Below are 12235 nucleotides of genomic sequence, written 5' to 3'. Positions count from 1 at the left end.
AAGTACCATATTAATTTGAATATAAGACAAACTGGTATAAACTAATTAATGTTGGTCTCTATTATTTACATAAGCGAAGGTGAACTATGGCACAGTTTATTAACTCTATTTTGGAATTTTTATCCCAGCTAGGCTACTTCGGTATTGCCTTAGGATTAATGATAGAAATCATTCCAAGTGAAATTGTCTTAGGCTATGGCGGTTACATGATTTCACAAGGTCATCTCAATTTTGTCGGTGCTGTTATTGCCGGTACGATCGGCGGCACGCTTGCCCAGCTATTTTTATATTGGGCAGGCTATTATGGCGGAAGGCCTTTTTTAGAAAAATACGGGAAATATGTTCTTATTAAAAAGAGTCATATTGATATTGCGGAACGTTGGTTTGAAAAATATGGGGCCGGTGTGATTTTCTCTGCAAGGTTCATACCTGTTGTCAGACATGCCATTTCCATTCCTGCTGGAATTGCCAAAATGTCAGCAACTAAATTTACCCTTTACACCGTGGCAGCCGTTGTGCCGTGGACGATTCTCTTCCTTTACTTAGGAAAAGTATTGGGCAAGAACTGGTCTCATGTGAAAGAATTTGCCCAGCCATATGTCCTGCCAATCATTATTGCCGCAGTTGTTTTGGGCGCTATTTATTTTTTAGTCAAGAGAACGAAAAAAACCACCGATTAATTTGATGATTCGGTGGTTTTTTATTCCATTATATGTTAAAAAAGTCATAATGCATGAAAAATAAGCCGTACATTAAAAAAAGAACATTAAAGCATAACACCCGTAATCGCAGCGGTTAACAGACTTACAAGTGTTGCGCCAAAAAGTAATTTTAGGCCAAACTTCGCGACAAGATTTCCCTGCTTTTCGTTTAACGCTTTTACAGCACCAGTGATAATTCCAATCGATGAAAAGTTAGCAAAGGAAACAAGGAAGACAGAAATGATTCCAACGGTTCTGCTTGACAATGAATCTGCGATTTTTCCTAAATCAATCATCGCAACGAACTCATTCGATAATAATTTTGTCGCCATGATGGTTCCTGCATCGACAATTTCGGATGAAGGTACCCCAATGACAAATGCAAATGGTGCGAACAAATAACCAAGCGCCATTTGGAAGCTAATGCCGAAAATCGCAGCAAACACATGATTAATAATACTAATTAGGGCAACAAAACCGATTAGCATTGCTCCGACGATGATGGCCACTTTGAAACCATCCAAAATATATTCCCCAAGCATTTCAAAAAAAGTTTGCTTCTCTTCTTCTTGAATATCAATAATATCCTCTTGTTCTGTTACTTCATAAGGATTAATAATATTGGCAATGATAAATCCGCCAAACAAGTTTAATACCAGTGCGGTGATCACATATTTTGGTTCGATCATTGTCATGTACGCCCCTAATATCGATGCCGACACCGTCGACATTGCCGAGGTACATAATGTATACATACGATGTTCAGGAAGGTATGGAAGCTGTTTTTTTACTGAAATAAACACCTCAGATTGGCCAAAAACAGCAGATGCCACCGCGTTATAAGACTCTAATTTCCCAAGCCCACTCACCTTACTTAAAACTATGCCTAGGAAACGGATGATAATCGGAAGGACTCTTATGTACTGAGCAATTCCAATTAATACGGAAATAAAAACAATCGGCATTAGAACGTTCAAGAAGAATGGTGCTTCCCCTTTATTTGCGATTCCGCCGAAAACAAAATTAACCCCGTCTGCAGCATATGCTAGAAGATGTTCAAATACTCCTGAAATTCCTCTAATTAGCACAAGCCCTATTTCTGTATTAAGGAAAAAATAAGCAAATAGAAGCTGTAAAATGACCATGATACCAATCGACTTGAATTTGATCCCTTTTTTATCGTTACTTACGATAAAGGCAAGCAAAAAAATAACGACTAATGCCACCAAAAACATAACAAATTTCAAAAACGCTCTCTCCCTTTTCTGATGATGATATCTCTGAGCTGTAAAAGTATAAATCAACTAAATTTTTCGACAAAAAACGACAACGTTTTCAAACACATAAACCTGATTATAAGATTTGCTTATTATCGGTGTCAACTCTTTGCAAGGAATTGGTAAAATTCAGGTTATTCATTATCATCTAATTTTTATTTTTTCCCTTTTTCCATTGAATCATCCATTCTTTTCTGCCCAAAGGGAATATAAAAAAGGTATGAGAATTTTCCCCATACCTTCGTTCAACCACTATTGTTCTCATTCTAGCTTATTTTATGACCCTTGCTGGGCCACACTTACCCGGCCTTTATATAAAAAATAGAAATAAAGGAGCATCGAAATGAAAATGGAAACAGCAGATGTTATATAAATACTGCTATATCCGAGCAGATGGCTAATCTGACCGAACACCATTGCCCCTAAGCCCACACCTAAATCGAAAAAGGAATAGAAAGTAGCATTCGCCATACCTCTTCGATGCATTGGAACTTTTTCAATAGCCCACGCCTGCAGGGCAGGTTGTACCATGCCAAAACCTAGACCATACAAAACAGCAGCTAAAAAAAGAATCATGCTGTTTGGGAGCCACGATAACAAAATCATCCCTGCCAATATTAACAATGTTCCGGGGATAAAGACAGCCTGATGTCCTTTTCGGTCATATATCTGTCCCGCGAAAGTCCTTGTGGCCATTAATGCAAGTGCATATAAGAGAAAGTACATTTGAATACCGGAAATATGCTTTTCAGCCGTATATAATGGTAGAAATGCAGCAATCCCGCCAAATGTTACTGTGATAAAGAACATCAGCATCGACGGCTTCAATGCATTTTTCTCATAAAGATCAAGCTTTACTTTTGTCTCTTTCTGCTTTGGTTCAACCTTTTTGTAGGTAATTCTTGAAGACAACAAAAGAGCTACCAATCCTAATCCGGCACAAATTAAGAAAAATTGTTTAAACGAAATGATGCCGGTTAAAATCAGCCCTAGAGAAGGACCAATTGCCAGTGCTAAATTGCCAGACAACCCATAATACCCCATTCCCTCTCCTCTTCTAGAAGCAGGAATTAAATCCGAGGCAATCGTTCCGGAGGCAGTAGTGGAAAATCCCCACCCGGCCCCTTGAACAACGCGCATCACAAATAAGAAGGTGATGCTCGTTAAAAATCCAAAGGATCCAACCGATAGGACAAAAATGGCTAAACCAATGAGATAAACAAATCCCCTTCCCTTTGTTTCAAGTGATTTTCCCGCATATGGGCGCAGTAATAAGGCAGAAAAGGTAAAGATCCCTACGACAAACCCGATTAATTGATCATTACCGCCTAAATCTTCCACAAACAGAGGAATAGTTGGGAGCGTCATTTGAAATCCAAGAAAGATAAAGAAGTTAGCAAAACAGATAAGAACAAAGTCTTTTGTCCATATCTTTTCTTTTCTTAGCTGTTTTTCCATATAAAGTGAAGTCTTCCTCTCTTTTTAATCAATGAAAAAACGTTTCTACGACAAGTAGAAACGAAATTTCATGTCAAAATGTATTACTTTGCATTAGCAGCTTCAATGACGCGTTTCATTGCTTGGATTTGGCCTAAATGAAGAGACTCATGAAAAATAGCAAAGTTGGCAAGTTCACCAAAGGTTTCTTGACCTAGAAACGGAGTTTTCAGCTTTTCGTTAAAGCTTTCTGCCGGAATTTCCTTGATTCTTTTCGTTTGCTCTTTTAACTGTGCCGATAATTCCTGCATAGATGGAACGTCACCTTGCCAGTCGGCTGGTTTCGTACCTGTTGCAAAAATTTCCATATAATTTGCTGGGAGACTCGTTGATTTTTTCGGAAAGCCAAACATAAACTGTTCAGCAACTGTCAAAACATGACCAACATGCCAGTGAATCGTATTGTTAAAACCGTGCGGCTGGACATCTAGAATCGCCTCGTCTAAAGCCTCGACAATTTTAATAAAATAACTCCTGGTCAACTCAAAGCTCTTAAATAATAGTTCACTCATTCATTTTAGCCTCCCTCTCATTTCATAGCTTTATTCTATACCAAAATCAGGTAATTTTTAAAGTAAAACGCTCTTACATTTCTTCCGGTGCTTCAATTCCTAACAGTCGCAAGCCTTCTTTCAGAACAACTGTTACCGAATAAACAAGGGCCAAGCGCGCTTCCCGTTCGCTGCTTTCCTCGAGGATTTTTACTTCGGCATAATATTTATTGAAGGCTTGGGCAAGGTCAACAATATATTTAGCCACCTGTGAGGGATCAAAGTTCTCACAAGCTCTTTTAATGGCAGGTGCAAATTCCATTAGCAGGCTTGCCACCTTCCATTCTTTTTCCCAAGAATTCGTGTAGTTTTCAGGCTGTATATCCGCCTTCCAATTCGCTTTCCGTAAAATCGAACATGCCCGGGCAAAGGTGTATTGGACATATGGGCCTGTTTCCCCTTCAAAGCGAAGCATTTCCTCTAAGGAAAATTCAATATCATTCATCCGGTTATTTTTTAGGTCGTGGAAAATAACCGCACCCACTCCAACCTGCTTCGATACAGCATCCTTGTTTGCCAGGTTTGGATTCTTCTCTTCGATATTGTGCCGTGCCATCGAAATCGATTCATTTAATACCTCTTCTAATAAAACAACCTTGCCTTTACGTGTCGACATCTTTTTACCGTCTTTTAACATCATTCCAAATGGAACATGAACCATTTTCTCGGCCCATTCATAACCCATTTTTCTTAACACGGCAATTAGTTGTTTAAAATGAAGGCTTTGTTCATGACCGACCACATATAAGGATCGGGCAAAGTCGTAGTTCTCTTTTCTGTAAAGTGCGGCAGCTAAATCACGAGTGGCGTAGAGTGTTGCACCATCAGATTTTTTAATTAAGCATGGCGGCAGCTGGTCTTCGGCTAACTCGACTACCATCGCCTGATCGGATTCTACTAGCAGTTGTTTTTCCTCAAGCAGCTTGACGATCCGATCCATTTTGTCATTATAAAATGCTTCGCCCGCATAGGAGTCAAATTGGACGTTCATCAACTCATAAATTCTTGAAAACTCTTTAAGCGATTCATCTCGGAACCATTGCCACAGTGTTTGGGCTTCCTCATCACCATCTTCTAACCGTTTGAACCAGCTGCGTCCCTGATCTTCGAGTGATGGGTCTGATTCCGCTACATCATGAAACTTAATATATAGCGCGAGTAACTCCTTAATAGGGTTTTGTTTTACCTTTTCGGCATCACCCCATAGTTTATAGGCGGTAATTAACTTCCCAAACTGTGTACCCCAGTCACCAAGATGGTTTATTCTGATGGGCTTATAGCCGCATTTCTCTGTAATAAGTGCTATAGAGTTTCCAATTACAGTGGAACGCAAATGTCCCATCGAAAATGGCTTAGCAATATTCGGCGACGACATATCGATCGGTACATTGCCTCCATTCCCAAATTCCTGGGCACCGAAATGGCATTTTTGCTCGAAAATGCTGCTGATGAGCTGTTCCGAAACCAGCTTTTTATTTAAAAAGATATTAAGGTACGCGCCCACAACTTCAACCTTTTCAAATGTAGGCGATTGAATCTTTTCACTTAGCTCTTGCGCAATCAGATTGGGCGATTTTCTTTTTAGCTTGGCTAATGTGAAACATGGAAAGGCTAAGTCCCCATGTGCAGCGATTTTTGGTTTTTCAATCATTAGTTCTAGTTCCGCTGCAGTAATTTCCTGGTCTAGCAGTTCAAATAGGATGGCTGCAAGCTCCTTTTTATAATTCATTTTTTTGACCTCCTTTTATTTAAAAAAACAAAAAACCCCCGCCTCTTATATAAAGAGACGAGAGTTTGATAATCCCGCGGTACCACTCTAATTGTTCAAAAAGAACCGGCTTTACTTTGTAACGGAGGATTCTCCGGCGTACCCTACTTGGTTCGGGTCAGCATCTCCAAAGTGCGCTTCATTATCTGCTCCGTATCAGGCTCACACCACCCCTGACTCGCTTTCACTTCCTAGATAACTACTCTCTTTTTCATTGACTTTTCCAACTTGATTACCAGTTATTATACTGGAAACATTAGGATTTATCCAGTCATGTTGATGAATTTTTTTTATTAAGGAAATCCTACTATGGAAGGAGGGATTTCCTATGGCCAGAAGAAATAAAATACTTGTCCCGGAAGCGCGAAAAGGATTGGATGCACTTAAAGCAAAGGTCGTTCAAACTGCAAACCCAGAGAATGCGAAATTTGAAGCTGCTGAAGAGGTCGGTGTCCCCTTGAAAAAAGGCTATAACGGCCAGCTCACATCCGAACAGGCTGGAAAAGTCGGCGGCAGGCTTGGCGGCAGCATGGTTCGCGAGCTCGTTAAAATGGCACAAGAGAATTTAAGTAAAAAACAGTAATGCTTGGTTAATTATGTACCTTTTGACTGACGTAGGGCAGCTGGCGGTTTGTCCTTCATTATGCTGATGAAGGACAAATCTTCGTAGGGTGGAGATAGAAATGGTCTTCATTAGCCCCATGAAGGCCAAATCCGCGTTGGTAGGCGAAAGAAATGGTCTTCATTAGCTCCATGATGGACAAATCTCTGTTGGTAGGCGAAAGGAATGGTCTTCATTAGCCTGATGAAGGACAAATTCTTGTTAGTGAGCGGAAGAAATGGTCTTCATTAGCCTGATGAAGGACAAATCCCTGTTAGTAAGCGGAAGATATGGTCTTCATTAGCTCAATGAAGGACAAATCTCTGTTGGTAAGCAAAAGATATGGTCTTCATTAGCCTGATGAAGGACACATCCCTGTTAGTAAGCGGAAGAAATGATCTTCATTAGCCTGATGAAGGACAAATCCCTGTTAGTAAGCGGAAGATATGGTCTTCATTAGCTCCATGAAGGACAAATCTCTGTTGGTAGGCGAAAGGAATGGTTTTCATTAGCCTGATGAAGGACAAATCCCTGTTAGTAAGCAGAAGAAATATCCACGTAAAAACTTTTAACGTAGACTTTTTCTACGATTTTCCCTAATAAAATCCACTTATAGCAACATACCTCAAATTTGAATCAATCTTGTGCAATTAGACACTCCATATTAAAGACATTGTTTACATTTTTTCAGGCCGTTTTGTCTTTAAGAGGCCTTATTAAAGACATTTTTTATTCTTTCTCAGACCGTTTTGTCCTTAAGACCCTCTATTAAAGACACTTTTTACGTTTTCCCAGGCCGTTTTGTCCTTTAGAACAACAAGAATAAGAGTATCTTTGCGAACGATTACCATATTGTTTTTGGATTTGGAATCAGCATAACAATTGGCTCCATCTTTCTTTTCTTGTTAGGTATTTTTTAAGTCTAATGGAAAAAGACACTGACAGAAGTAGAGTAAAAATATAGATTGCCGAATCTTCAAAAAAATCTTATACTTAAGCTAGATTACGTTTAGAGGAGATGTGCCTATGCTATCGCTCATTGCAGGAACCCGAAAACACTGGTAATACAGGGGGCCTCAGGTAAACCTGATACAATGTGCAACTGCCCCCGCTAAAAAAATTAGGGGGAATTATGAATGATGATGAATGATTTATTTAAAGGAAAGTATCTAAAATTAACCGCTGAAAGAGATTCAGACGCGGAGGAAATGGCTCGTTGGCAGGAAAATAGTGATTATTTACGAAAAGTCGATACTGATTTTGCGGTGCCAAAATCGTCCGCTGCATTGAGAGAATATGACGCTTCGAAAAGGAACGGCTCTAAGAATTTCGAATTCAGGCTGCGTACTCTTGATGATGACACGCTGATTGGCTTTGTTGCCCTTCACGGCATCGAATGGAACAATCAGGCTTGTTTGCTGGCAATCGGCATTGGAAATCCGGACCATCGTGGCAAAGGCTACGGGACAGATGCCCTGAACCTGATTCTTCGTTATGCTTTTTATGAACTAAACATGAATCGCGTTGGGCTTGATGTCATTTCCTATAACCTTCAGGCAATAAAAGCATATGAAAAGGTTGGCTTTAAAACGGAAGGGTCAATGAGAAGCGCAGTACTAAGGGACGGGAAGAAGTATGACCGTGTCATTATGGGGATACTCCGTGACGAATGGCTAAAAATGCAAAATTAATAATGACAAAAGGCTTGTGCAGTTGTTGGCACAAGCCTTTTCTATCACCTTGGAAGCCCCTTCAAAAGAAATACCTTCATAATTTCAGCGATTTGCTCCGAACTCAACGGTTCGTGGTTTCTTTCCCAATCAGACACAAGGGCAATATACATTTTTAACAATAGAAAGCTAGTGATTTCAGTGTTGATTGCTGGGAGGGCCCCTTTTGCAATGGCTGTCTCCATTTTTTGCTGTAAATAAGCAATAATCTCATTTTCGACATGCTGCAGCATTTCGGAAACCGTCAATGTTCCCATTTCGGCTTCTTCCTGGACAAGCTTAATCATGAGGTGATGCTGGGAGCGAAATTCTAATAAACGGTATAGGGCACGATGGACATTTTCCGTAAACGGTAAATCTGGCTGGAGAACCGCCTCCGCCTCTACAATCATTTCTTTCACCAAGGAAGAAATAATCTCTTCAAATAATTCCTCTTTATTTTTAAAAAAAGTATAAATCGTTCCTTTTCCAACATTAGCAAGCTTTGCAACCTGATCCATTGTCGTCGCTTTATATCCAAATAATGAAAAGGATTTTGTTGCCGCTTCAACAATCATTTTTCTTCTGTCTGGTGCCATTCTCATTCCCTCCGTTTTGACTAATTTAGTTTTTTAGTCACTTTGATATAATTTTACTATAGCATAGCTTTATATTAGTATCAAATTTATATGTAAAACTTTTGGAAAGTCGTCAAAAAGACATGACCGAAAATGTCATATTTTTTTACAGAAAGAATCGATCATGCGTCTTTCCCTTGTGTGTTTTCCTGAACAGCGCTCCAGTCCATACACCGCTAAATGGTCGCTTGCGCTTTTCAAATTCCAACAGTTTCTTATACAGGGTAGAACCACCACAAAAGCGCCCGTCAACTTTACTTTCCATAGCATTAGTCAGTATGGGAAATTAGGGTAAAAGAAAAACCCCTGATGGAAATTTTCATCTCGGATTGTAAGTCAAGGAATCATGTGTGTTTCTTAAGAACTTAAGATTTTTGTAAGAAATGAGTAAGAAAAAAGAGATTATCATTTTTTACAATAAGAGTAATCAATTGTTGAGGAGAGAATATAGCATGTCTTATATATTAACAACAAACAATCTTACAAAAGTGTTTCATGGTAAAGAAGTGATTTCTCAGGTGAATATGAATGTAAAAAAAGGAGAAATTTATGGATTTCTTGGTCCGAATGGTGCAGGGAAAACGACTATAATGAAGATGATGACCAATTTAATTAAACCGACTAGCGGAGAGATTGAAATTTTTGGAGAAAAATTAACCGATACCTCCTATGAAGTGTTAAAAAGGATGGGAACGATTATTGAATATCCTATTTTTTACGAGAAATTAACTGCAGGAGAAAATTTAGATTTACATTGTGAATATATGGGGTACCACGACAAGAAAGCGATTCAGCATGCGCTAGATCTTGTTGGTTTAAAAGATATTAATGATAAACCTGTTAAAGACTTTTCACTTGGGATGAAACAAAGACTTGGCATCGCTCGTGCAATCATAACAAAGCCAGATCTGTTAATTTTAGATGAACCGATTAATGGACTTGACCCTATTGGAATTAAGGAGCTAAGGGATTTATTTAAAATGCTTTGTAAAGAGTATGGGATCACAATACTTATTTCCAGTCATATTTTAGGTGAAATAGAGCAAATGGCTGATACCATTGGTGTAATTAGTAATGGAAAGTTAATTGAGGAAGTTTCAATGGAGAATATCAATGGACAGCATACTGAATATATCGAAATAGCTGTAGATAATATTAAAAAAGCAGTCTTTATCTTAGAAAATAATCTTGGAATTGCAAATTTTAAAGTGATAGAGGATGGCTTCATTCGAATATATGATTCAAGCATCACTCAACTGGATATTTCAAAAGCCTTTATCCTAAATGATGTTTCAGTGGAATCGATAAGTAAGAAAACGAGTTCTTTAGAAGACTACTTTTTAAAGTTGATTAATGGGGGTGCGATCCATGCTTAATATTTTAAAATTAGAAATAAAAAAACATAAAATCGGTAGTTCAATAAAAGGGGCACTTATTGCAACCGCTTTTATTTTCGGCTGTATGTTTCTATTTCTATTTGGGTCAAAATTTGATGATGAACTTATTATGGAAAGTTACGAATTAATTTTTGTTTTAATTGATACTTTTGTCAGAGCTGTTTTTATTATCTTCGCTTCCACTTTAATTGCTAAGCTTATAATTGACGAATATAAAAACAAGACGATTACGATATTATTTATGTACCCAATCAATAGAAAGAAAATCATTATCGCAAAGTTAATACTTATAGTCGTCTTTACATTTACAGCAATTATCTTTGCGAATACGATTATCGCTACTTTGATTTATTTTATTAATGAAAAGATGCACTATATCCCAGATACGCTTTCTATTACAGTTGCAAAAAATCATGCATTGAGGGTTCTAATGAATGCACTATCAGCAACCGGAATGAGCTTGATTCCTCTATTTTTCGGTATGCGAAAATATTCAGTTCCCACAACCATCATCTCCTCGATCATAATTGTTTTAATTGTTTGCTCTAACAATGGTGGAATGACATTAAATGATATTATTATCATCCCTATAACACTTGCAATTATTGGTGTGTTAATTGCCTATATGGCAATTAACAATATCGAGAAGGTGGATCTAATCCAATAATAAGAGTTTAGTAGATGTTTTCTATTAATAAAATTTATCAGAGGACTACTGATTAAAATTGAGTGTTACTGAATTTCAAGCCTGGGTGAAATATTATTATGAAAAACATGAGGATAGTCCGAGCTGGATATTTTGATCCGTATTAGCTTTCAAGCGAAAAAACTGGCAGAAAGTCATTAATTTTTTTTGAAAAATCATTGATCAGAAGTACTAATCAATCGTTTGATTAATTACTAATTATTTATGTGATACACTAATCAATCGTTTGATTAAATACCAAACATTTATGTGGTATACTAATTAAACGTTTGATTAAAAAGTTAAGATAAATAGAAGCCTTTAAACAATGGGCTAAATTAAATATCAATCATTAATATAGTATACTAATCAAACGTTTGGTTAAATTTCAATCAATGAAGAAGTATATTAATTAATCGTTTGATTTAATCACAGTCAAAATTACGATATACTAATCAATCGTTTGATTAAATGTAATGAGCTTAAATCGATTACTATAAAAGGATGTCTCGAAAGGTTATGATCCTTACTTTTGAGACATCCTTTTTCGTTAAATCTATATCTAATCCTTAACCTACTTTATGGCGGCGGCAAAACAGATCTTTTCTACCTACCATCCAAACTTTTATGAACCTGTTGAACGATAGTGCCTGACACCCAATTGCCAGACGAGAAAGCAAGGCAGGATAAATAGGCTCCCCATAACCGGAGTCAACATATGAACTAGGTCACTTCCGCCTGCTTTTCCGAGAATATACTGCAGCGGCAAGTAATTTACTGTTCCAAAAGGAATGACAAAGGTGAAAAAGCGGGTGACCCATTTTTGATAAATATTTAACGGGTATTGCGCCATCTCCCTGCCGCCGTCGGTAAAAATATTCGCTACCTCGAGTCCCTGCACTGTCCAAAAACACATGGTAGCAGCAAGCATATAAATACCGGTGAAAATAAACACACCGCTCGTGATCATCAGCACAAGGGTAATGGCTTTAGGTATACTCCACTCAATGGGAAGATTGCTTAAGGCCCATAGTAAAACAATGACACTCTGGAGCAGTCTGCCAAATCTCGTAAACTCAAACTTTGAGCCGAGAACCTGGATAAAGGTACTGCGCGGCCGGACCAACAGTCGATCAAAATCTCCCTTGACAATTAAACTAGAAAAAGTATCAAATCCGCGGGCAAAACATTCGCTCAAGCTGAAGGCCATATGGATAACCGCGAAGCAAAGCGCCACCTCAAAGAATTGCCAGCCCTTTATTTGCCCAAACCGCTCAAACAAAAAGTAAAGACCAGCAAAAATGGAAAAAGGAATAAAAAATTGACCGATAGATAGCAGCCAAAATGAGGTGCGGTATTGCATTTGTGATTTAAAGTGGATTAGCAGATATTTAAAATATAGGCTCAACCG

Annotated in this window: 11 protein-coding genes and 1 other annotated feature; of the genes, 5 read left to right on the top strand and 6 right to left on the bottom strand. The window is 38.1% G+C overall.

The features are described 5' to 3' along the window. Positions 1 to 86 precede the first annotated feature (86 nt). Positions 87 to 680 carry an undecaprenyl phosphate transporter UptA gene (gene uptA / locus QNH20_RS01945; RefSeq protein ID WP_283921272.1) on the top strand — a complete coding sequence of 198 codons (594 nt, stop codon included), beginning with the start codon at positions 87 to 89 and terminating at the stop codon, positions 678 to 680. Positions 681 to 766: 86 nt separating this feature from the next. Here the strand turns inward: uptA and QNH20_RS01940 are convergent, their stop codons facing one another. From QNH20_RS01940 to argS, 4 genes are all read right to left on the bottom strand, one after another. Continuing rightward, a complete protein-coding gene (locus tag QNH20_RS01940) occupies positions 767 to 1948 on the bottom strand; it encodes a NupC/NupG family nucleoside CNT transporter (RefSeq protein ID WP_283921271.1) in 1182 nt (393 codons plus the stop codon). 306 nt (positions 1949 to 2254) lie between these two features. Continuing rightward, positions 2255 to 3436: an MFS transporter gene (locus QNH20_RS01935; RefSeq protein ID WP_283921270.1), complete on the bottom strand. Its 1182-nt coding sequence runs from the start codon at positions 3434 to 3436 to the stop codon at positions 2255 to 2257. Positions 3437 to 3519: 83 nt separating this feature from the next. Then, positions 3520 to 3987, bottom strand: coding sequence for a DinB family protein (locus QNH20_RS01930; RefSeq protein ID WP_283921269.1), 468 nt, complete (start codon positions 3985 to 3987; stop codon positions 3520 to 3522). Positions 3988 to 4060: 73 nt separating this feature from the next. Then, on the bottom strand, positions 4061 to 5755 hold the full coding sequence (gene argS / locus QNH20_RS01925) for an arginine--tRNA ligase (protein ID WP_283921268.1): 1695 nt from the start codon (positions 5753 to 5755) through the stop codon (positions 4061 to 4063). A gap of 50 nt (positions 5756 to 5805) precedes the next feature. Then, positions 5806 to 6018 (bottom strand) — a binding site (T-box leader). A 104-nt stretch (positions 6019 to 6122) separates the two neighbouring features. Here argS and QNH20_RS01920 point away from each other — a divergent pair. Together QNH20_RS01920 and QNH20_RS01915 are read left to right on the top strand one after the other, a co-directional pair. Continuing rightward, positions 6123 to 6377 carry an alpha/beta-type small acid-soluble spore protein gene (locus QNH20_RS01920; protein ID WP_283921267.1) on the top strand — a complete coding sequence of 85 codons (255 nt, stop codon included), beginning with the start codon at positions 6123 to 6125 and terminating at the stop codon, positions 6375 to 6377. Positions 6378 to 7534: 1157 nt separating this feature from the next. After that, positions 7535 to 8086: a GNAT family N-acetyltransferase gene (locus tag QNH20_RS01915; RefSeq protein WP_481858084.1), complete on the top strand. Its 552-nt coding sequence runs from the start codon at positions 7535 to 7537 to the stop codon at positions 8084 to 8086. A gap of 44 nt (positions 8087 to 8130) precedes the next feature. Here QNH20_RS01915 and QNH20_RS01910 read toward each other — a convergent pair whose 3' ends face one another. Next, complete coding sequence (locus QNH20_RS01910) at positions 8131 to 8703, bottom strand: TetR/AcrR family transcriptional regulator (protein WP_283921265.1); 573 nt, start codon at positions 8701 to 8703, stop codon at positions 8131 to 8133. 491 nt (positions 8704 to 9194) lie between these two features. Between QNH20_RS01910 and QNH20_RS01905 the strand changes: the two genes are divergently transcribed. Both QNH20_RS01905 and QNH20_RS01900 read left to right on the top strand, forming a co-directional pair. Next, positions 9195 to 10118 carry an ABC transporter ATP-binding protein gene (locus QNH20_RS01905; RefSeq protein WP_283921264.1) on the top strand — a complete coding sequence of 308 codons (924 nt, stop codon included), beginning with the start codon at positions 9195 to 9197 and terminating at the stop codon, positions 10116 to 10118. Further along, the gene (locus tag QNH20_RS01900; RefSeq protein ID WP_283921263.1) at positions 10111 to 10806 is read left to right on the top strand and encodes an ABC transporter permease; all 696 of its coding nucleotides are present in this window, start codon (positions 10111 to 10113) and stop codon (positions 10804 to 10806) included. The genes QNH20_RS01905 and QNH20_RS01900 overlap by 8 nt, the downstream gene beginning before the upstream one ends. A gap of 643 nt (positions 10807 to 11449) precedes the next feature. Here the strand turns inward: QNH20_RS01900 and QNH20_RS01895 are convergent. Next, positions 11450 to 12232: an ABC transporter permease gene (locus QNH20_RS01895; protein WP_283921262.1), complete on the bottom strand. Its 783-nt coding sequence runs from the start codon at positions 12230 to 12232 to the stop codon at positions 11450 to 11452. Positions 12233 to 12235: the final 3 nt, after the last annotated feature.

The sequence above is a fragment of the Neobacillus sp. WH10 genome (genome assembly GCF_030123405.1).
In the GTDB taxonomy this organism is placed as follows: Bacteria; Bacillota; Bacilli; order Bacillales; family Cytobacillaceae; genus Neobacillus.
This window is presented reverse-complemented; position numbering and strand designations above follow the sequence as displayed.

Coding starts and splice junctions, on each gene's coding strand:
- argS (WP_283921268.1), bottom strand. CDS start 5,755: ATGAATTATAAAAAGGAGCTTGCAGCCATCCTATTTGAACTGCTAGAC.
- uptA (WP_283921272.1), top strand. CDS start 87: ATGGCACAGTTTATTAACTCTATTTTGGAATTTTTATCCCAGCTAGGC.
- QNH20_RS01905 (WP_283921264.1), top strand. CDS start 9,195: ATGTCTTATATATTAACAACAAACAATCTTACAAAAGTGTTTCATGGT.
- QNH20_RS01920 (WP_283921267.1), top strand. CDS start 6,123: ATGGCCAGAAGAAATAAAATACTTGTCCCGGAAGCGCGAAAAGGATTG.
- QNH20_RS01935 (WP_283921270.1), bottom strand. CDS start 3,436: ATGGAAAAACAGCTAAGAAAAGAAAAGATATGGACAAAAGACTTTGTT.
- QNH20_RS01915 (WP_481858084.1), top strand. CDS start 7,535: ATGATGAATGATTTATTTAAAGGAAAGTATCTAAAATTAACCGCTGAA.
- QNH20_RS01910 (WP_283921265.1), bottom strand. CDS start 8,703: ATGGCACCAGACAGAAGAAAAATGATTGTTGAAGCGGCAACAAAATCC.
- QNH20_RS01900 (WP_283921263.1), top strand. CDS start 10,111: ATGCTTAATATTTTAAAATTAGAAATAAAAAAACATAAAATCGGTAGT.
- QNH20_RS01930 (WP_283921269.1), bottom strand. CDS start 3,987: ATGAGTGAACTATTATTTAAGAGCTTTGAGTTGACCAGGAGTTATTTT.